General features: G+C 42.0%; 21 protein-coding genes. 18 read left to right on the forward strand and 3 right to left on the reverse strand.

Annotation, left to right across the window (positions count from 1 at the left end; translation table 11 throughout):
* Positions 1-178 precede the first annotated feature (178 nt).
* On the reverse strand, positions 179-1,417 hold the full coding sequence (locus tag C1G53_RS01350; protein WP_105117382.1) for a Fic family protein: 1,239 nt from the start codon (positions 1,415-1,417) through the stop codon (positions 179-181).
* Positions 1,418-1,626: 209 nt separating this feature from the next.
* Between C1G53_RS01350 and C1G53_RS01355 the strand changes: the two genes are divergently transcribed.
* A complete protein-coding gene (locus C1G53_RS01355; protein WP_105117383.1) occupies positions 1,627-3,096 on the forward strand; it encodes an AbiH family protein in 1,470 nt (489 codons plus the stop codon).
* Positions 3,097-4,335 carry a restriction endonuclease subunit S gene (locus C1G53_RS01360; protein WP_105117384.1) on the forward strand — a complete coding sequence of 413 codons (1,239 nt, stop codon included), beginning with the start codon at positions 3,097-3,099 and terminating at the stop codon, positions 4,333-4,335.
* A gap of 188 nt (positions 4,336-4,523) precedes the next feature.
* On the opposite strand, the gene C1G53_RS13580 is transcribed toward C1G53_RS01360, so the two are convergent.
* On the reverse strand, positions 4,524-4,628 hold the full coding sequence (locus C1G53_RS13580) for a putative holin-like toxin (RefSeq protein WP_105117385.1): 105 nt from the start codon (positions 4,626-4,628) through the stop codon (positions 4,524-4,526).
* 182 nt (positions 4,629-4,810) lie between these two features.
* Here C1G53_RS13580 and C1G53_RS01370 point away from each other — a divergent pair, with 182 nt between their 5' ends.
* The 5 genes from C1G53_RS01370 to C1G53_RS01390 all read left to right on the forward strand — a co-directional run bounded on the left by C1G53_RS01370 (position 4,811) and on the right by C1G53_RS01390 (position 10,531).
* Positions 4,811-6,406 (forward strand): type I restriction-modification system subunit M, encoded by a 1,596-nt coding sequence (locus C1G53_RS01370; protein WP_105117386.1) that lies wholly within the window; start codon positions 4,811-4,813, stop codon positions 6,404-6,406.
* A 201-nt stretch (positions 6,407-6,607) separates the two neighbouring features.
* Positions 6,608-7,504: an Rpn family recombination-promoting nuclease/putative transposase gene (locus C1G53_RS01375; RefSeq protein WP_105117387.1), complete on the forward strand. Its 897-nt coding sequence runs from the start codon at positions 6,608-6,610 to the stop codon at positions 7,502-7,504.
* A gap of 176 nt (positions 7,505-7,680) precedes the next feature.
* Entirely contained in the window at positions 7,681-8,337 is a 657-nt protein-coding gene (locus C1G53_RS01380; protein WP_105117388.1) for a CBS domain-containing protein, read from the forward strand.
* Positions 8,338-8,436: 99 nt separating this feature from the next.
* Positions 8,437-9,258, forward strand: coding sequence for a hypothetical protein (locus C1G53_RS01385; protein ID WP_105117389.1), 822 nt, complete (start codon positions 8,437-8,439; stop codon positions 9,256-9,258).
* Between the two features lies 1 nt (position 9,259).
* The gene (locus C1G53_RS01390) at positions 9,260-10,531 is read left to right on the forward strand and encodes a toxic anion resistance protein (RefSeq protein ID WP_105117390.1); all 1,272 of its coding nucleotides are present in this window, start codon (positions 9,260-9,262) and stop codon (positions 10,529-10,531) included.
* 45 nt (positions 10,532-10,576) lie between these two features.
* Here the strand turns inward: C1G53_RS01390 and C1G53_RS01395 are convergent, their stop codons facing one another.
* The gene (locus C1G53_RS01395; RefSeq protein ID WP_105117391.1) at positions 10,577-11,443 is read right to left on the reverse strand and encodes a YitT family protein; all 867 of its coding nucleotides are present in this window, start codon (positions 11,441-11,443) and stop codon (positions 10,577-10,579) included.
* Positions 11,444-11,710: 267 nt separating this feature from the next.
* Here C1G53_RS01395 and tmk point away from each other — a divergent pair, with 267 nt between their 5' ends.
* From tmk to C1G53_RS01450, 11 genes are all read left to right on the forward strand, one after another.
* Entirely contained in the window at positions 11,711-12,349 is a 639-nt protein-coding gene (gene tmk / locus C1G53_RS01400; RefSeq protein ID WP_105117392.1) for a dTMP kinase, read from the forward strand.
* On the forward strand, positions 12,346-13,230 hold the full coding sequence (locus C1G53_RS01405; RefSeq protein WP_105117393.1) for a DNA polymerase III subunit delta': 885 nt from the start codon (positions 12,346-12,348) through the stop codon (positions 13,228-13,230). The genes tmk and C1G53_RS01405 overlap by 4 nt, the downstream gene beginning before the upstream one ends.
* A 15-nt stretch (positions 13,231-13,245) precedes the next feature.
* Positions 13,246-13,563 (forward strand): DNA replication initiation control protein YabA, encoded by a 318-nt coding sequence (gene yabA / locus C1G53_RS01410; RefSeq protein WP_105117394.1) that lies wholly within the window; start codon positions 13,246-13,248, stop codon positions 13,561-13,563.
* A 1-nt stretch (position 13,564) separates the two neighbouring features.
* Positions 13,565-14,428, forward strand: a complete 864-nt coding sequence (gene rsmI, locus C1G53_RS01415) for a 16S rRNA (cytidine(1402)-2'-O)-methyltransferase (protein ID WP_105117395.1) — start codon at positions 13,565-13,567, stop codon at positions 14,426-14,428.
* Positions 14,429-14,538: 110 nt separating this feature from the next.
* Complete coding sequence (serC, locus tag C1G53_RS01420) at positions 14,539-15,630, forward strand: 3-phosphoserine/phosphohydroxythreonine transaminase (protein WP_105117396.1); 1,092 nt, start codon at positions 14,539-14,541, stop codon at positions 15,628-15,630.
* Entirely contained in the window at positions 15,630-16,187 is a 558-nt protein-coding gene (locus C1G53_RS01425) for a GNAT family N-acetyltransferase (protein ID WP_105117397.1), read from the forward strand. Before serC ends, C1G53_RS01425 begins: the two co-directional genes overlap by 1 nt.
* Positions 16,188-16,239: 52 nt before the next feature.
* Positions 16,240-17,421 (forward strand): 3-phosphoglycerate dehydrogenase family protein, encoded by a 1,182-nt coding sequence (locus C1G53_RS01430; RefSeq protein ID WP_105117398.1) that lies wholly within the window; start codon positions 16,240-16,242, stop codon positions 17,419-17,421.
* Between the two features lie 41 nt (positions 17,422-17,462).
* Positions 17,463-17,918: a methylated-DNA--[protein]-cysteine S-methyltransferase gene (locus tag C1G53_RS01435; RefSeq protein ID WP_419579780.1), complete on the forward strand. Its 456-nt coding sequence runs from the start codon at positions 17,463-17,465 to the stop codon at positions 17,916-17,918.
* On the forward strand, positions 17,915-18,268 hold the full coding sequence (locus tag C1G53_RS01440) for an arsenate reductase family protein (RefSeq protein WP_105117399.1): 354 nt from the start codon (positions 17,915-17,917) through the stop codon (positions 18,266-18,268). Before C1G53_RS01435 ends, C1G53_RS01440 begins: the two co-directional genes overlap by 4 nt.
* Before the next feature lie 48 nt (positions 18,269-18,316).
* Positions 18,317-18,979, forward strand: a complete 663-nt coding sequence (locus tag C1G53_RS01445) for a helix-hairpin-helix domain-containing protein (RefSeq protein ID WP_105117400.1) — start codon at positions 18,317-18,319, stop codon at positions 18,977-18,979.
* Positions 18,963-21,200, forward strand: coding sequence for a DNA internalization-related competence protein ComEC/Rec2 (locus C1G53_RS01450; RefSeq protein WP_105117401.1), 2,238 nt, complete (start codon positions 18,963-18,965; stop codon positions 21,198-21,200). The genes C1G53_RS01445 and C1G53_RS01450 overlap by 17 nt, the downstream gene beginning before the upstream one ends.
* Positions 21,201-21,239 lie beyond the last annotated feature (39 nt).

Consider the following 21,239-nt stretch of genomic DNA (forward strand, 5'->3'; position numbering starts at 1 on the left):
ACTCTTTTTTACACGAAACCTTAGTCCAAAAGAAAACAATTTTCTTATTTTGACTATTGAACTCAACATATTTTTCATCAAATACCTTGATAGACTTGACAAATGGTAGAAAAAAGCCCTTAAAGAGGACTATATGAACATGATTGCGGAAGAAATCCTACCATTGAGGGGGAGGTAGCTAGAAACTATCGGACAGGCTATGCCTGAGTGGTTTTTTAGTGATCACCTGCAGAACACCCTTTTCCTCCAGTTTAAGGATGCTGTCCTTGATAGAACGCTGGGAAAAGTGGTGCTGAGACTGGCTAGCAATGGCTAAAATCTCTCTATCTTCCAAGCCATCCTCTTCATTAACGAATAGTTTAGATTGAGCCAAAAGATAGATGACGTATTTTTCCACATCAGATAAGTCTTGGTTTTCCTCCAATTTAGTCTGATAATCTTGTAAATCAGAGTGTTTTTCTTGCAAGGTCAGCAGAATTTCTTCCTGACCTTCCAAGATACACTTCAATAGATAATGGACAAAAAAGGTTCCATCAGCACAGTTGAGGTAATGTCCACTAGTCTTAAAGGCTCTGTAATAGTCATTTTTGTATTCATTTATTTTTTGAGAAACAACCAGACCAGAAAATTTATCTAGCCGTCTTGCTAAGTATTTAGATAGAATATAGCGTCCACAGCGACCGTTTCCATCATAAAATGGATGGATATTTTCAAAGAAGTAGTGCCCCAGACTAGCCTTGATAAGATAAGGAACTTGTGAAGAATTGATGAAGACAATCCAATCCCTAAGCATCTGCTGGATATGCTCTTCATCCACTGGGGGAATATGAACAGCTTTTCCAGATAGTTCATCTCTAACAAATGCTTGCTCCTTACGGAATAGTCGGCCATCCAATTGGTCATCCGTATCAATCTCTCCGCTTGTCAGCTGGTCATAGATAGCACGAATATCTTCCAATTTTTCTATATGGAGAAAGTCATCGTTTAGGATGTCCTTGTACATGCGTAGGGTGGAAAGGTGTTTTGTCTTTTTATCAGTTCCTATCTTCAAATTAACCATCTTGTCAGCTTCCCTCAGCTCTTGACGAGTTGTTGCAATACCTTCAATTTCATTAGTAGAAATAATGGACTGATACATTTGCTCGGTGTAAAACTGCTGGTGAGCGACCTCAGGTAATTGGGCTGCGATTGTTTTTATTTTGTCGGATGTTTCAATAATGTTTTGGGTTAGAAGCTGAATATCCAAGTGTAGGACAGCAAACAAGGGGTAACGCGAACTATGAAATTGGTCTTTTTTCATCAAGCGGGGATAAAGTTGCGTGACCAAGCTACTGTAACCGTTTAGGCGATTGTGATACTCTTTTTCATAGTTATCAAAATCACTGTAATAAATTTTTCTTAACTCAGTATAGTTCATATCAAAAACCTCATCTGTGGTATTTTGACATATTATACCACAAAAAATCCATTCTAATTTAACAAAAAAGCTATTTTGTCAAATTAGAATGAAAAAACATGAGTCTATTTTATCAAAATCAGCATTTTGTCAAAATAGAATTGAATAATTGAGAGCTATTTCTACTAAATGCGGTATTTGATGGAAATGAAAATAGAAAGGAGAAGGGAATGGCAGAAAATATTTTAATCTTAGGAAATGGTTTTGACCTTGCGATGGGGAGAAAGACTAGCTATGGGGATTTTTTGAAATTTGCTAGGCAAATAAAGGTTTTAGGTTGCCATATTCTGCAACATTACAATGCAAAAGATATTCAAGAAGCATTCTCTGCTTTTATTGATGACATAGATAAGCTCTGGGAAAATCATGAGTACGATGAGACTAAACAATCAGAAGAAGAACAAAATTTTTATAACAAGTTGAAAGCAGACCAAAAATTTTTACTAATTTCAGAACATATTTTTGAGAAATTAGCAATATTGAAAGATGATTGTATAACCCTAGTAGCTTTAAATTCACTCAATAGTGGTGCAACTAAAAGATATTTACTAAATCAAATTAGGGAAGAACTTAAAAATGACACTAGCATCAGTAATAGATTCTTTAACATAGATTGTGTACTTGAATTAACAAAAAGCTCCGAAAACAGAAATATTGAATGGTTATTAGAACTCCCAAATAATTTGTACATTAACTATATTGAAGAGTATAAAGATAAACTTGGTAAAAACTGGTCAGGAATTGAATTGGCAATTTCAGATATAGCAGAGGGAATTCAGGTTATAAAACATAATTTAAATCAAATACCAAATTTACTTGGACCTAATGCAGAGCTGACTTTGCGTGATGAGGATAATTATGTTGCAATCAAATACATATACTTTATTATGAGACAAAAATTTGGAGGATATTCAAGTATTGTTCGCTCAAAGGTTTTGGATAATATAAATGACGATTTTATAAAAGCCTTGGATGATTTAACAAGCTACCTTGAATTTTATCTAACCTATTTGGATAAGGTTGATTTTGAAATGCAAAAGATTAGCCCTGCTTCAACAGTATTGGATGCTATTCAAAATATTGAAAATTCTAAAGTTATTACCTTTAATTATACGAATACTGCTAGTGAAATATTGGGTGTAACCGAGGACAATACTCACTTCGTTCATGGAAAATGTAGTTTTGAACGTTCGGACGATGATATCAATACCATGGTTTTTGGTATTGAAGATAAGGAAGCAGAAGCTGAAAATATCAATCAAGACTTAATCCCTTATCAGAAATTCTATCAACGTGTAGTTAAAGAAACAGGTAATTTTTATGAGAAATTTTGGGGTTCTTCACATGACGGTGGAGATTTTTATACACAATCAACAGCATTAAATATTGTCGTGTTTGGACATTCTGTTGATCCTCTCGATAAAGAAATATTCAAGAAGTGTTTTGAATTATCGGAAATTAAAGGATGGGACTATCGTTTCATTTTTACATATTATAACTTGGATGCAAAACGAGCAATTGTTAGAAATCTAGCAATTATTTTAGGTAAGAGTGAATTAGTTCGACTGACTGGTGAGGAACGAATAAAATTTGTTCAAAGTAATAATACTGAACAAATGAGAAAGGAGTTATTAAATTAAATGAAAACAAACAATAATATCCCAGCCTATCGTTTCCAAGGCTACACTGACGCTTGGGAACTGCGGAAGTTGGGGGAGATTAGTAAAAGAGTTACTAGAAGAAACAAAGAGTTGATCTCTAGTTTACCGCTAACTATTTCCGCACAACATGGATTAGTAGACCAAGAAGAGTTTTTTAATAAGCAAGTTGCAAGTAAAGATGTATCGAGTTACTATCTAATTAAGAAGGGTGAATTCGCCTATAATAAATCATATTCAAATGGCTATCCGTGGGGAGCAATAAAAAGGTTAGATAGGTATGAAATGGGAGTGCTTTCCACACTTTATATTGTATTTAAACCGACTTCTTTGATTTGTTCTGATTATCTAGTGAGTTACTACGATACTGTAAACTGGTATAAAGAAGTATCTATGATTGCGGCTGAAGGGGCAAGAAATCATGGGTTATTGAATATAGCTCCTAATGATTTCTTCGAAACTAGATTATTCATCCCCTCCCTCCCCGAACAAGAAGCCATCGGCACATTCTTCTCCACCCTGGACCAACAAATCACCCTTCATCAGCATAAGTTGGACACACTCAAGGAGCAGAAGAAGAGCTATCTCAAACTCCTCTTTCCAGCCAAGGGACAAACTAAACCAGCTCTCCGCTTCCAAGGCTTTGAAGACGACTGGGAAGAAGTGAAGTTGGGGGAAGTTGTGTCTATCTCATCTGGTTATACTGGGGATGCAACATTGAATAACGGAAAATATAAGTTAACAAGGATTGAAACAATTTCCGAAGGAAAGGTAGATGTATCAAGAACAGGATTTTCAAATGAACTACCTGATGAGAAGTATAGATTAAATTTCGGAGATATTCTTTTTAGTAACATAAATTCTTTGGTTCATATTGGTAAAGTAGCAATATTTAATACCATGGAAGAAGTATTTCATGGAATCAATTTATTAAGACTAGTTCCAAATAAAGACTTAATAAATCCATATTTCATTTATTATCAGTTAGTGACGGAATCGAAGAAAAATTGGTCTAAAGCACATGCTAATCAAGCTGTGAATCAAGCGAGTATAAATCAAACATCGTTGTCAACTCAAAAAATCTCCCTCCCCTCCCTCCCCGAACAGGAAGCTATCGGCACTTTCTTCCAAACCCTCGATCAAGAGATTGCTCAGGTGGAGGACAAGCTGGCTAGCTTGAAAGAGATGAAAAAGACCCTACTCCGTAAATTATTTGTATAATTCAACCTGTCTGGGAGACAGGTTCGACCTCCTAATTCCCATTATATTTCTTGACGAACGGTTGATATTCTGATAGAATGAGCATAGAAAAAGAGTTGGACGGCAATCCAACTCTCAGTAGAACCGTTTAAGACGGTGGCTCATATTTACAGAAATAATCCGTTCAACTTGCCGAAAGTGGGGACGGATTATTTTTTGTTTTTATCTTTAAAGAGTTTGTAACACAAGCTAATCAGGGCTATGACAAAACTTGCAAAGCCTAGAATAGTTTGAACAACCTCAAAAGCTGTCAAAAAACTAGCTTATCCTTTCTAAATAGATTTGTTCAGTTATGCCCATAGGCATCACCTCCCTTTTTAGAAATGAGAGCCACCGTCTCATGTTACTTCAACTTTTAAAGTAACAACACTTTTCTACCAAGTTAGTATAACATAAATAAATAATTTAGAAAATTAGTTTAGAAAGAATCACAGACATGAACAATTCAAACAACTCACAATCCCTTTACCAGTCCCTTTGGAATGCGGCGGATATTCTCCGTGGCAAGATGGACGCTAACGAATACAAGTCCTACCTTTTGGGCTTGATTTTCTACAAATACCTATCAGATAAGTTACTTTTGGCAGTGTGTGACAACCTTGATGAATCTTTTGACAGTTTGTCACAGGCTCAAGCACTCTATGAAGAAAATTTTGCGGATCCAGATGTTAAGGAAGATTTGCTAGATGTCCTTGATGATGAGCTGGGTTACTTTATCGAGCCTGGTCTGACCTTTACGGCCTTGGTGGCAAAAGTCCACACCAGCAACTTCCAGTTGGAAGATTTAGCACAAGGATTCCGTGACATTGAGCAGTCCAACGAGATTTTTGAAAACCTCTTTGAAGACATCGACCTCTACTCTAAAAAGCTAGGTCCAACACCACAAAAGCAGAATCAGGTCATTTCAGCCCTGATCAAAGAACTCCATGAACTCAATCTCAGTAACCATGATGGAGATGTTTTGGGAGATGCTTATGAGTACCTGATTGGTCAGTTTGCCAGCGATTCAGGTAAGAAAGCAGGGGAGTTCTATACGCCTCAAGCCGTTTCCCACCTCATGACCCAGATTGTCTTTCTTGGACGGGAACATCAAAAGGGAATGACCCTCTATGACCCAACCATGGGATCAGGTTCCCTCCTTCTTAACGCCAAACGTTACAGTAAAGAGGCTTCGACCGTTTCCTACTTCGGTCAGGAGATTAACACCTCGACCTACAACCTGGCCCGCATGAACATGATGCTCCACGGGGTTGCTATCGAAAACCAAAAACTTCATGTCGGCGATACCCTTGATGCGGACTGGCCAACGACTGAGCCGACAGACTTTGACGGGGTGCTCATGAACCCACCTTATTCTCAGAAGTGGAGTGGGGACGCTGGTTTTTTGCAAGACGCTCGTTTCTCCAGCTATGGTGTTCTGGCACCCAAATCCAAGGCTGACTTCGCCTTCCTCCTTCATGGTTTCTACCACCTCAAGCATTCAGGTGTTATGGCCATTGTTCTCCCTCACGGGGTTCTCTTTAGGGGAAATGCAGAGCAGAAAATTCGTCAGCATCTCCTAGAAGAAGGAGCCATTGACACCGTGATTGGTCTACCAGCCAACATCTTCTATAATACCTCCATTCCAACTACAGTCATCATTCTCAAGAAAAACCGCACCAGTAAAGATGTTCTCTTTATCGATGCATCTAAAGAATTTGACAAGGGCAAAAACCAAAATATCATGACCGATGACCATATCGCCAAGATTTTGAAAGCCTATCAAGACCGTCAAGATCTAGACAAGTTTGCCCACCTAGCTAGCTTTGAGGAGATTGTGGAAAATGACTACAACCTCAACATTCCTCGCTATGTCGATACCTTTGAGGAAGAGCCAGTTGTTCCACTAACAGAGCTTGCGGACAAGCTGGCCCAGACCGATAAGGAAATCGCAGCAACCACAGCCCAACTTGAAAGCATGCTTGGTCAGCTAGTCGGTACCACACCAGAAGCACAGGCAGAGCTGACAGCCTTTCTGGAGAAGTTGAAATAGGAGAAGGAACTTAATTTAGCAACCTTATTCCTGACTGACTGAACACACTTATATACTGAGAAGCAGAGTTGGATTACTAGCTCTGCTTTTTTTCGTCTTTTTGGTTTTGAAAATTGTTTCCCAAAATGCTATAATATAACTAGGAACTTCGAATAAATAGATAGAGAATATTTCTCAATCACTTTATTTGGAGGATAAAAAATGACTAAACGTCGGCAGTCAGTCAGTCCCATGGCTGATGTTCTTGCAAAAAAGATTTTTAATGACCATGAGATAACCATTGATTTTATCAATACCTTTCTAGGTTTTCGCCCTAAGACGGTTCAAATTTTGAATGGCACCATAGCGGATGTAAAAAAAGAAAGGACCGGTCACTTTAGCACTACTGTGGATATTCTGGCTCGTATGGATGATGGGACACAGGTAATCATTGAGATACAAGTTGCCTATCAGAATAGTTTTATCAAGCGTTTGTGGACCTATACCTGTCAACATCTGGTCAAGGACTTGCCCAATGTTCGTGAGAAAGTTGCGCAGACACATGATATGTATGACAAAATTTCACCGATTTATTCGATTGCCTTAGTAGCCAGCAGGTATTTTGATGACGACCAACCTATTCATAGTTTTGTATTGACTGAAAAAGATGGGGGTCAAATCTTGGAATTGCCATTTGGCGAACATGAGGAATTGAAAAAGCCGTTTGAGATGGTCATTATTGAACTGAAAAAATTCCGTAAGGGTCGGCTTGAGAAAAGTCAGCGCCAATGGATTGAATTTTTTGCCAATCGAGAATTTAGTCAAGCTACATCAGATGTTATTGAAAAGGCAGAACACCTGCTGGATAGAAATACATGGACAGAGGAGGAAGTCAAAATGGTAGATCAATGGTTGCGCAACGCTTCCAATCATTTTGGAGAGTTGGAAAGTTCTTTTATACGTGGCAGACGGAACGGTAGGGAAGAAGGTCTAGCAGAAGGTCGATTAGAAGTTGCTCAGCGCTTATTAAACAGAGGTCTTGGCATAGAAGATGTTTTAGAAATCACTGGTTTAACCTCAGAACAGTTGGCTTCCCTTTCACAAGAGCATGAGTTCTAGGAGGAAGTCAAAATGGTAGAACGATGGTTGCCTAATCACCCTTCAATGATAGAGGCTTGGTTTAGATATTCTTTCTGTTGATTAAGGTCTCTGACTTTCATATCTTTTCACAAAATATTGAAATCGTTTTCGCATTGTGCTATAATTGAGGTAGGAAAAATCGAGGAGGAAATCCTATGTCAGTTAAAGATTTTATGACCCGTAAAGTTGTTTACATTTCACCAGATACAACCATTGCCCATGCGGCTGATTTGATGCGTGAGCAAGGCTTGCACCGTTTGCCTGTTATTGAAAATGACAAATTAGTCGGCTTAGTGACAGAAGGAACCATTGCTGAAGCAAGTCCATCAAAGGCAACCAGTTTATCTATCTACGAGATGAACTATCTTCTGAACAAGACCAAGGTCAAGGATGTCATGATCAAAAATGTCATCACTGTTTCAGGCTATGCTAGTTTGGAAGATGCTGTTTACCTCATGTACAAAAACAAGGTCGGTATCTTGCCTGTAGTGGATAATGGACAGCTCTATGGTGTCATTACTGACCGTGATGTCTTTGCAGCCTTTCTCCATGTTTCAGGCTATGGCGAAGAGGGAGTGCGTGCTCGTTTCCTTGTGGAAAACAAGGCAGGGGAGTTAGAGAAGATTATTCGCTTGGTTGCTGATAAAGACTATAATATCGCTTCAACTGTTCAATTGGTGACCAAATCAGGTAAGGCAGTTATCGAAGTCCAAATTGATGGTAAGGTAGATGTCGATGAGGTTCGCAATCTATTTGAAGGGGGGGGCTTACAGATTGATAGTCTAGTCCCTACCGTTGCAAAAAATATATAAAAGTCGAGCTAACTCGGCTTTTTCTTCTTTTTGTAAATAAGTTTTGACTAGATAAAATACTTATATGGTATAATATAAGGGATTACAAGAGGAGGAAGTATGGGTTATAAGAAATATAAGAAGTATAGAGATGACGATATAGAGAGTATCCTGCTTGTCCTAGTACTCGGTTTGTTCAAAGTTCTTGGAAAAGTTGTCTTACCAATGCTTGGTAAGCTTTTCCAGCGTGATAATATCAACCGTTTTTTGCATGGGGACAAAATCAACCGCTTGCAGACCCTCCAGCTCAGTATTCGGTCTGGATTTGAGAAACACCAGCAATTGTTGGCGGAAAGCGGTGAGGATAAAGCAGTTTTAAGCTTGCGTAGCCGCATCTTAGGAGAATTGTTTGAGTTAGACCAGCTCTATCAAAAGAACGGCAAATACCTGGATGCCTTTCAAAGCAAGGAAATTGTCGATACCTTGCAACTAAAATATCAATTAAAAATGCCTGAGCAGACTTCCTCCTTTACTGAAAGTCATGATAATCTGAAAAGTGAGGGTTCTCCTAGGCAAGCTAAACCTGGGGACGAGCAAGCCTATATTGCAGAATTGGCTCCTGAAATTCTTGAAACCTATTGCAATATTCAAAGGGACAATCAGGTTATTCTAGAGAAACTTGAAAATGCACCGGATAAGCGGGAAGAATTGACAGCCATCCATGAAGCCAATATGAATCGCTTTAGGGATATCTTACAAGGTTATTTGAAAATCAAGGAAGCACCCAAAGATTATTTCAATGCAGAAGAGCGACTGGCCCAGGCTAAGCTGGCTCTGGAAACCTTTGACAGGGATTTGGACCATACCATTAAACAATTTAACGAAGCAGATATGCAGGATTTTGAAATCAGCCTGCGCATGATGAAGAAGAAAGAGGGATAAGATGTCAGGATTTAATTTCGATATTGATCAGATTGCTAACAATAGTTTGTCAACCAAGGACAAGACCACAGAGATCATTCAAGCAACACCAGCTGGAGATACGACCAAGGTATCTTTCTTGGCCCAGTTGACACCAGAACAACAGACAGGCATTCGTGCTAAAGCACCGCAATTGGTAGATAATTTCTTGGCCAACCAGAATACACTCTTGGATTTCGGCAAGGAAGCCGTGGAAGAAGTCAATGCAACGGTCAACCATATTCTGTCTGAACAGAAAAAGATTGAAATTCCACAGGTGGATGAGCTTCTGGCCAATACCAACCGTGAATTGAATGGTTTTGTGGCTAAGTACAAGGACATTTCGACAACTGCTGAGTTGGAAAAGAAACCAGGTTTCTTCCAACGCTTGTTTAAGCAGACCAAAAATGACTTGCAGGAATTTTATTTTGATTCGCAGACCATTGAGAAGAAAATGGACAGCATGGCAGCCAGCGTGGTCAAGCAAGAAGAGGTCTTGTCCCGCAATATTGTATCAGCGGAGCTCTTGATTGAGAACAATACCAAGTCTATTGAAAATCTAGTCGGTGTCATCGCCTTTATCGAAGCCACTGGTCAAGAGGCTGCCCAGCGAGCAAAAGCAGAGCAGGAACGCTTGGCAGGTCTGCAACCGACTACGGTAGACTATCAAGTTGCTTCTGAAAAGCTGGCGCGTGTGACGGAAGTTGCCAATATTCTGGAACAACAACACTCAGAATACATGAGCCGCCTCTATGTTGCCTGGACAACAACGCCACAAATGCGCAACCTTGTCAAAGTTTCGTCAGATATGAAACAACGTCTGGGTATGTTGCGCCGCAATACCATTCCGACAATGAAGCTGTCTATTGCCCAGTTGGGTATCCTCCAACAGTCTATCAAGTCTAGTCAGACAGCGGATGCCATTGTCAATGCCAACAATGCAGCTCTTCAAATGCTGGCGGATACATCAAAAGAAGCCATTCCGATGATGGAACGCACGGCACAAAATCCTACCCTTTCAGTGGCTTCTGTTACCAAGTTGGCAGAGAGTTTGGTCGCCCAGAACAATGGTATTATTGCGGCTATTGGCGAAGGTCGTCAAAAACGTCGTGAGCTGGAAGCGGCCATTATCCGATCTGCTGAAACCATCAATGATTCTGTAAAATTGCGTGATCAGAAGATTATCGCTGCCTTGCTAGAACAAGGAAAAGAAGCACAGTCCGAAGCTGAACAGCCACTTGAAACAACTGAATAATGCAAAAAACTGCAGACATTTGAATCTGCAGTTTTAGTTTTCTTATCAATGCCGTTCTAGTGGCTTTTTATCTCGGTCGAGTGTAAATCCTTCTCCTAGCACTTCATGGGCATCTGTTATGGTGATAAAGGCGTGAGGGTCAATTCGATGGATGAGCTCCTTCATTTCTTGTAATTGACTTTTATAGATGACCGAGTAGATCATATTGACATCGGTCTTGCTGTAAAAACCTTGTGCCTTGATAAAGGTGACGCCACGTTCAATCTCGCTATCAATGGCCTGGGCAAGCTGATCGGATTTTTGTGAAACAATCATCACGCCCTTGCTACCGTAGCCACCCTCAGTGACAAAGTCAATGACACGGGAAGCGATGGCTACCATCATCAAGGTATATAGGACAGTTCGTAGGTCCTTAAAGACAATGACAATTAAGGTTAGAATTAGGATATCAATGGCTAGGATAATTTGTCCAATAGAATATGGAGTGTATTTATGACCGATACGGGCGATAATATCACTTCCTCCAGTTGTTCCCCCTGAACGAAAGATGGTTCCCAGGCCCAGCCCCATCAGAATGCCACCTAAGATACTGACCAAAATCAAATCTTGCTGGAGATTGATGGAGAAAGGGATTTTTTCAAAAATGGCCAGCCAAACAGTAACAGCCAAGGTCCCTAAAATACTGAGATAGAGAGTTTTTTTACCTAATATTTTCCAACCAAGAATAAACAAGGGAATGTTAATCACAATGTTCATTATCCATGGTTGAATATGGAATAGGTAATAAATAATGAGTGCTAGTCCAGTCGCTCCTCCCTCAAACAAGCGATTGGGCATGATGAGGTAATTTAGTCCAAAGGCAAATAGACCAGCACCAAGCAAAATCAAGACTATATTCTTTATACGAATCATAGGGCCCTCCCAAGAAATCTATATATCAATTGTAAAAGATTTTCATATAAAAAACAAGTCTATTTTTCAAGTGATTTTTTGCCTATTTTTTGGTAAAATGGAATGAATATCTCAGAGCCTATTTTCACCAGTAAAGCGCATAATATCCAGTGATATTTTTTGCTAGTCTAGTAAGTGCTTGTTGAAAAACGAACAATGCTTAGCCTAAAAGATGGTCCTAGATGGAACTGCCAACTGTGAATATAGGTTCAAAGAATGAGGAGAAGGATGAGTAAGGGTTTTTTTATTACATTTGAAGGTCCAGATGGGGCTGGGAAGACAACGGTTTTGCAGGAATTGTTACCAGCCTTGCAGGAGCTAGGTCCAGAAGTGGTGACAACTAGAGAACCAGGCGGAGTGGCCATTGCTGAGGACATTCGTTCTATTATTTTGGATCCAGCCAATACGGAAATGGATGATAAGACGGAGCTCTTACTCTTTATCGCAGCCCGTCGTCAGCACTTGAAAGAAAAAATCTTACCTCCCTTGGCTGAAGGTAAGTTGCTTTTAATTGATCGCTTTATCGATTCTTCCATTGCCTATCAAGGCTTTGGAAGGGGCTTGGATGTGGCTGATATTAACTGGCTGAATCAGTTTGCGACAGATGGCTTGAAACCTGATTTGACCCTCTATTTTGACATTGACGCAGAAGAGGGCCTAGCTCGGATTTCTCGTAATGCGGATCGAGATGTGGACCGTCTGGACATGGAAAAGGCGGATATGCATAAAAGGGTTCGGCAGGGCTATCTCAGTATTTTAGAAAAAGAGCCAGAGCGTTTGGTCAAGATTGATGCAAGTCAGCCTTTAGAAGCTGTTGTTGCGGATGCTTTGTCAGTCATTAAGAAACGGTTTGCGGAAAGAGCATGAAAATTGAAGAACTAAGACAGTTACAACCTGGCCTATTCCAGCGATTTGTGACCATTTTGGAGCAAGGACGTCTGGCCCATGCCTATCTGTTTTCTGGTGATTTTGCCAGTTATGACATGGCTATTTTTCTCAGCCAGTCCTTATTTTGTGGGGAAAAAGTAGGTGTGTTACCTTGTCAGAATTGTCGAACTTGTCGTTTAATTGAAGCGGATGAGTTTTCAGATGTGACCTTGCTAGCTCCCCAGGGCAATATCATCAAGACAGAAACTGTTCGTGAATTGGTCAAGAATTTTTCTCAGTCAGGTTTTGAATCTAGCAAACAGGTTTTTATCATTCGAGATGCTGAGAAAATGCATGCCAATGCAGCCAATTCTCTCCTGAAAGTAATTGAGGAACCTCAGTCGGATATCCATATTTTTCTCTTGACCAATCAGGAAGAAGCAGTGCTTCCGACCATTAAAAGTCGAACCCAGATTATCGGCTTTCCTAAAAATCTGTCCCTCTTGGAGCGGTTGCTGGAGGAAGAAGGTTTGTTGAAAAACCAGGCCAACCTGCTAGCGCGACTAGTTTCTAGTCAGGAAGAGGCCCTAAAATTAGCAGAGAATAAGAATTTTCTGGAGCTAATGGGTCAGGCTAGGAAATTTATCGACCTGCTGCTGACTGACAGCAATCGGGCTTATTTGCAGGTAGGGAGCTTGCTTTCCTTGGCTGTGGAAAAGGTAGAGCAAGGACGATTGTTTGATTTACTCAGTCTATTATTAGCAGAAAGAATGTTGGAGCCACAGGTAATTGAAAAAATGGATAACCTACTAAGAGCCAAGGAAATGTGGCAGGCCAATGTCAGCCTACAGAATAGTTTGGAGTATCTGACATTAAAATAAGCAGAAAGGAAGACCATGGATAAGAAAGAAATTTTTGATGCCCTAGATGATTTTTCACAAAATCTCTTGACCACCTTAGCAGAGGTAGATGCCATAAAGAAGCATTTACAGGGTGTCATTGATGAAAATACGACCTTGCGTTTGGAAAATTCCAAATTGCGCGAGCGTCTTGAGAAGGAAGATAAGATAGGCCATAAGTCATCCAACTTTGGTAAGGAAAACTTGGAACATATCTACGAAGATGGCTTCCATATCTGTACCTTCTCTTATGGACAGCGCAGGGAAAATGATGAACCCTGTATGTTCTGCATTGAATTATTGAATCGAGAATAGCATGAAAGTACAAAAATCATTTAAGGGACAGACTAGCTTTGGGACCTTATATCTGGTTCCTACCCCTATTGGAAACCTTCAGGATATGACCTTTCGAGCTATCCAGGCCTTGAAAGAAGTAGATGTCATTGCAGCGGAAGATACTCGCAATACAGGACTTCTGCTCAAACATTTTGAGATTGAAACTCGTCAAACCTCTTTCCATGAGCACAATGCTCATGAAAAAATTCCAGTTCTGATAGACTGGCTCAAGTCGGGTCAATCCATTGCCCAGGTATCGGATGCGGGCCTGCCTTCTATCTCGGATCCTGGTCATGACTTGGTCAAGGTGGCGATTGAAGAAAATATCCCAGTTGTAGCCCTACCTGGTGCTTCAGCAGGTATTACAGCCTTGATTGCCTCTGGCTTGGCTCCCCAGCCTCATATTTTCTATGGTTTTTTACCGAGAAAAGCAGGGCAACAAAAGGACTTTTTCCAAGAAAAACGTGCCTACCCTGAAACACAGATTTTCTATGAATCTCCTTATCGGGTAGCGGATACTTTGGAAAATATGCTATCTGTCTATGGAAATCGTCAAGTGACTATCGTTCGGGAATTGACCAAGCTATATGAAGAGTACCAGCGAGGAAGTATCACAGAAGTTCTAGATTATCTGAAGGAAAATCCCCTTAAGGGCGAGTGTTTAATCATCGTTGCAGGTGTTGGTGAAGAAGAGTTACCATCTGCAGACGAAGTGGATCTAAAGGCAGAGGTGGAAAAGGAAATCGCAATGGGCCGCAAACCCAACCAGGCCATCAAGGAGGTAGCTAAACGCTACCAACTCAAAAAACAAGAAGTATATGATCTATATCATGGACTAGGCTGAGTCTAGTCCTTTTCTCATTTTCCGTACCTTTTCTGAGAATGTAGCTTATTTTATGGAATTTTCAGAATACTTGTGATATAATGAACGAATTCTAATTTTGGAGGGAATTTATGACAATCTACAACTTCTCTGCAGGTCCTGCAGTATTGCCAAAACCAGTGCTTGAACGCGCTCAAGCTGAATTCTTGGACTACAATGGTTCGGGAATGAGTGTTTTGGAGATGTCCCATCGCTCCAAAGACTTCGATGATATTATTAAAGGTGCTGAAGCGACCCTTCGTGAATTGATGGCTATTCCTGATAATTATAAGGTAATCTTCTTACAAGGTGGGGCTTCTTTGGAATTCACCATGATTCCCCTAAACTTTGCCCAAGGTAAAAAAGCCTACTATTTAGCAGGTGGTTCATGGGGCAAAAAAGCCTACACAGAGGCTGTGAAATTATCTAAGACTATTGACTTTGAACCAATTTTGTTGGGCTCCACAGAAGATATTACCTATGCAGAATTGCCAACCTTTGATAAGAACGATATCGATCCAAACGCAGCTTATGTGCACTTGACAACCAACAATACCATCGAAGGTACGGCTGTTTACAATATACCTGATACCAATGGCGTTCCGGTTATTGGAGATATGTCTTCCAATATCTTGGCGGCTCGCTACAATGTAGAAGATTTTGCCATGATTTATGCAGGGGCTCAGAAGAACATTGGTCCTGCTGGTGTGACTGTTGTCATTGTGCGTGAGGATTTCCTCAACGACCAACCAATGCTTTCAAGTATGTTGGACTACCGTATCCAAGCAGAAAATGAGTCACTATATAACACGCCGCCTGCATACTCTATCTACATTTCTAAGCTAGTCTTTGAATGGGTCAAGGAAATCGGTGGTGTGGATGAAATGGAAAAAATCAACCGCGAAAAGTCTGGCTTGCTTTATGACTACATTGATCAGTCTAATTTCTACAAAAACCCTGTTCGTAAAAAAGAAGAGCGTTCAGTAGCCAATATTCCATTTGTGTCACCTAGCGAGGAATTGGATGCCAAGTTCGTTAAAGAAGCATCAGCGGCAGGCTTTAAGAATATTAAGGGACACCGTTCTGTTGGCGGTATGCGGGCTTCGCTTTACAATGCCTTCCCACGCCAAGGTGTGGTCGATTTGATTGACTTTATGAAAAAATTTGCAGCGGAGAATGCATAATGGAAATCCGTCTTGCGCATCCCAATGAAGTAGGATCAATTTGTCAGATTATGGAACAGGCCAAGGCTTTCCTGGCAGCTTCTGGCAGTAGCCAATGGCAAGGGGTCTATCCTGACCAAGAAATAATTATTGATGATATTTTAAGTGGCAAGGGCTATGTTGGTCTGGTGGACGGTAAGGCTGCGGTTTATGCGGCTGTCTTTCGTGGGACAGAGGCTGCCTATGAAGCCATCTATGATGGCAAGTGGCAACACAACAATCCCCTCTATACGACCATTCACCGTGTGGCAGTAGCTAAGGACTATCAGGGTCAAGGTGTGGTTCAGACCTTCCTGCAAGGGATTATTGAAGGGCAAAAGGGACCAGACTTCCGATGTGACACCCATGAGAAAAATCTGGTCATGCAGCATATTCTGGAAAAACTAGGCTTCGTCTATTGTGGGAAAATTCCCTTGGACGGAGAACGCCTAGCCTACCAAAAAATCAAGCATAAGAGCGAACGCAGTCTCTATCAGGAGATTAGTGAAGACGATCGTTGGTTGCTTGGAAATAATTAAAAATATGAAAGAAAGTCAGGCGGAGGCTCTTCCGCCTTTTTAGGTAAGAATAATGGTATTTAGCGTACGAACATTTAACAATATTAACCAAGTTGGTCTAAAGGAATTAGGCAATCGTTTCCAGATTGATGGTGATCATGCAGCAAATCCAGATGCCTTTATCATCCGTTCTGAAAACTTGTACGGCTTTGATTTTCCTGAAAATCTCAAGGCTATTGCCCGCGCGGGTGCAGGGACCAACAATATCCCAATCGATGAAGCGACTGAGAAAGGGATTGTGGTCTTCAATACTCCTGGAGCCAATGCCAACGCAGTAAAAGAAGCAGTGCTTGCTTCTATCCTCTTGTCTGCGCGTGACTATATCGGAGCGACAGCCTGGGCTAACACGCTTTCAGGTGATGATGTGCCAAAGCAAGTGGAGGCAGGTAAGAAACAGTTTGCAGGGACTGAGATTTCAGGTAAGACACTTGGTGTTATCGGGTTGGGTGCTATCGGTGCTCGTATTGCCAACGATGCTCGCCGTCTAGGGATGAATGTTCTTGGCTACGACCCTTATGTATCGATTGAAACAGCATGGAGTATCTCAAGTCACGTCAAGCGTGTGGATGATTTGAAAGAAATCTTTACCAATGCCGACTATATCACTGTCCATGTTCCTTTGACGGATAAGACCCGTGATTTGTTCAATGCGGACAGTTTTGGTCAAATGAAAAAAGGGACAACCTTAATCAACTTTGCTCGTGGTGAATTGGTCAACAATGCCGACTTGTTTGAAGCTATTGAAGCAGGTGTTATCAAGAAGTACATTACTGACTTTGGTACCGAAGAAGTGCTTAATAAGGACAATATTATCGTCTTTCCACACGTTGGAGGCTCAACAGAAGAAGCTGAACTTAACTGTGCCATTGCGGCTGGTCAAACCATTCGTCACTTTATGGAAACAGGTGAAATTATCAACTCCGTCAATTTCCCAAATGTCAAACAATTCTTAGATGCTCCATATCGTATCACCTTGATTAACAAGAATATTCCAAATATGGTAGCAAAAATCACCACAGCCGTGTCTGAATTGGGCATTAACATTGACAATATCATCAACAAGTCAAAAGGTGACTATGCCTATACCCTGTTAGACTTGGATGAGGCGGATAAGACCAAAATTGACCAGTTGGTTACTAATTTTGAAGCAACGGATGCTATTGTCAAGGTTCGTGTAATCAAAAATAAAAACTAAGTATGTATGTAAAAACAATCTACCAGAGTCCGCTAGGGGCAATGTCCCTAGTGGCCGGTGATAAAGGCTTGCGCGGAGCCTGGTTTGAGGACCAGAAGTATTTTGAAGCAGGTTTAAACGAAGAGGTTGTACTAGGCTCACATCCCATTTTAAACAGTACAAGGCTGCTCCTAGATGCCTACTTTTCAGGTGAGCAGGTAGATTTTTCAGACCTCCCCTTAGAGCCTGTTGGGACTGACTTTCAGGAAAAAGTTTGGGCATTATTGAAAGAAATCCCTCATGGCCAGACCACTAGCTACGGGCAGCTTGCTCGACAACTTGGTCTTGGGTCTGGTCAGGCTGTGGGGGGAGCGATTGGGCGTAATCCCTATTCTATCATTGTTCCCTGTCATCGTGTTCTCAATCAAAAGGGACAGTTGACAGGTTATGCAGGTGGCTTGGACAAGAAAATCTGGCTCTTGCAACATGAAAATCCACACTTTGAGGTGAAAAAATGATTTTATATTATGAGTATCCTAAATGCTCGACCTGTCGGGCAGCAAAGGCAGAGCTAAAGAGTTTGGGCTTGGAATTTGAAGCTATTGACATCAAGGCAACGCCTCCCAGTGCAGATCAGCTCAAAGCCTGGATGGCTGCAACTGGTCTTGAATTGAAGAAGTATTTCAATACCTCCGGCAATAGCTATCGTGAACTTGGTCTGAAAGATAAATTTGATAGTTTGACTGTGGACCAAGCATTAGACTTATTAGCTAATGATGGCATGCTGATTAAGCGTCCCTTGCTGATTCAAGATGGAAAAATCTTGCAGATTGGCTATCGAACAAAATATGAAAATCTCGGTTTATAGGGCCGGGATTTTCATATTTTTTACGCACTATATAGGTGGAGGTACTTTATGAACAAGATTAAAACCTATGTAGAAAGCTTAAAAGAATACAAGTGGCAGATTGCCCTGCCTGCGGCAGCTGGTTTGCTTATGGCGACATTCTTAATTTTCAGCCAACCAGATAAGTCTGACCAGACAGGTCTGACTGATTTTCCCCAGACCGAACAAACTTCAAGTAGTCAGGAGCAGCTTGAAGAAGTCAGTACAGAAGAGAGCGAGGAGCTTAGTCAGCTAGTCATTGATGTCAAAGGAGCGGTGGAAAAGCCTGGGCTATATACTTTAGAAGTAGGTAGTCGTGTCAATGACGCAGTTGCGGCAGCTGGTGGCTTGACCAGTCAGGCAGATCCCAAATCTATCAATCTGGCTCAGAAGCTCAGCGACGAGGCGGTGGTCTATGTGGCCAGCAAGGATGAAAATATCTCGGTGGTTGCCAGCACGACTGCCAGCTCTGCTATGTCCCCAGAAGAAAAAAGCACCAGTCTGGTCAATCTGAATACGGCGACTGAGGCGGACCTACAGACCATTTCTGGTATTGGTGCCAAGCGGGCGGCGGACATTATCGCCTATCGTGAGGCCAACGGTGGCTTCAAGTCGGTGGATGACCTCAACAATGTATCGGGCATCGGCGACAAGACCATGGAAAGCATCCGACCTTATGTCACGGTTGAGTAAGCTCCCCTGCCAGCCCATTCACCTGGCAGTCTTGGCGGTGGCGGCCTACTTTGCAGTCCATTCTTTTTCCCTCTTGACAATGGGCCTGCTGAGTTTGTTGCTAGCTGTCTTTGGGTTTCGGCAAGGTAAGACAGTTTTCATCAAAACGCTGCCGCTTCTAGCCCTGTTTGGCCTGTTTTTCGGATGCCAAAAGGTCCAATGGGAGCGGGCAGACCAGACAGCTCCAGAGCAAGTCACCACTGTGCAGGTCATTCCGGATACCATTGAAGTCAACGGGGACAGCCTGTCCTTCCGCGGTCGGGCTGACGGACAAACCTATCAGGTTTTCTATAAATTAACCAGTCAGGAGGAGCAAGTCTATTTTCAAAAGCTGGCAGACCTGGTCCAGCTAGAAGTGGAAGCAGAGGTCAGCCTGCCAGCTGGTCAGCGGAATTTCAAGGGTTTTGACTACCAGGCCTATCTGAAAACGCAGGGAATTTACCGGACAGTCACGATTACGGCAATCAAGAAGATTGTCCCAGTCCAGTCTTGGAATGTCTTTGACTGGCTGTCAAGCTGGCGGAGGCAAGCCTTGGTCTATGTCAAAACCAATTTTCCAGCTCCTATGAGCCACTACATGACAGGGCTTTTGTTTGGGGAGCTGGATAGTGAGTTTGACCAGATGAGTGACCTCTATTCTAGTCTGGGCATCATTCATCTCTTTGCCCTGTCTGGTATGCAAGTTGGATTTTTCACCGATAAGTTTCGCTGGATTTTACTGCGTTTGGGCTTGACCAAGGAAACCGTAGATAAGTTGCAGATTCCCTTTTCCCTTGTCTATGCGGGCTTAACTGGCTTTTCGGTGTCGGTTGTGCGGTCCTTGGTCCAGAAAATTCTGGGTAATCTGGGCTTGCGGAAGTTGCACAACTTTGCAGCGACGGTCTTTGTCTGTATGTTGATGTTGCCCCGATTTCTCTTGACAGCTGGTGGTGTCTTGACCTTTACCTATGCTTTCTTGCTGACGGTCTTTGATTTTGAAGACTTGGGGCAGGTCAAAAAGACCGCGGTGGAGAGTTTCAGTATTTCGCTGGGGATTTTGCCAGTGCTTATGACCTATTTCTATGCCTTCCAGCCCTTATCTATCCTCCTGACCTTTGCCTTTTCTTTTGTCTTTGATGTCCTGCTCTTGCCAGGCTTGTCGGTCATTTTTCTTCTATCGCCCTTGGTTAAGATTACTTGGGTCAACGGATTTTTTGTCTTTATGGAAAAAATCATTGTCTGGGTGGCGGATTTGGGCTTGCGACCTTGGATACTGGGCAAGCCGTCTGAGCTGGTCCTCTTGCTTTTGCTGGTCAGCCTCTTCTTGCTCTACGATTTCCACAGGAGAAAGAAATGGCTTCTAGGACTGAGCTTGGTCCTCGCTCTGCTATTTTTCATAACCAAACACCCGCTGGAAAACGAGGTGACGGTGGTGGACATCGGGCAGGGGGACAGCATCTTTTTGCGGGATATGCGGGGGCGGACGGTCCTGATTGATGTGGGCGGACGAGTCAATTTCGCGGCCAAGGAAGCCTGGCAGGAGCGGTCTTCGCAGGCAAATGCAGAGCGGACTTTGATTCCCTATCTGCATAGTCGGGGTGTGGATAGGATTGATAGTCTAGTGCTGACCCACACCGACACAGACCATGTGGGCGATGTGCTGGAAGTGGCTAAGCAGGTGAAAATTGGACGGATTGTCGTGTCGCCGGGAAGTCTGACGGTGCCTGACTTTGTAGCAACTCTGAAAAAAATCAATGTGCCTGTCCATGTGGTAAAAGTGGGCGACCGCCTGCCGATGTTTGACTCCTATCTGGAAGTCCTTTATCCAGACGGGACAGGCGACGGTGGTAATAATGATTCTATTGTCCTTTACGGTCGCTTGCTGGAAACCAATTTTCTCTTTACAGGGGACTTGGAGCAGGGGGAACAGGACTTGATAGAAACCTATCCCGACCTGCCTGTCGATGTTCTCAAGGCTGGTCACCATGGCTCCAAAGGGTCCTCCTATCCTGAGTTTCTAGACCATATCGGAGTCAAGATTGCCCTGGTATCAGCAGGAGAAAATAACCGCTACAAGCATCCACACCAAGAAACCTTGGAACGATTTGATAGTCACAATATTCAAGTCTATCGCACAGACCAGCAAGGAGCTATTCGATTTAGAGGCTGGAAGGAGTGGAAGATTGAAACGGTGAGGGAGTAAATTTTGAAGAATTCACAATAAAATTACGATAATATTTAG

The sequence above is a fragment of the Streptococcus suis genome (assembly GCF_002960445.1).
Lineage (GTDB): Bacteria > Bacillota > Bacilli > Lactobacillales > Streptococcaceae > Streptococcus > Streptococcus hyiners.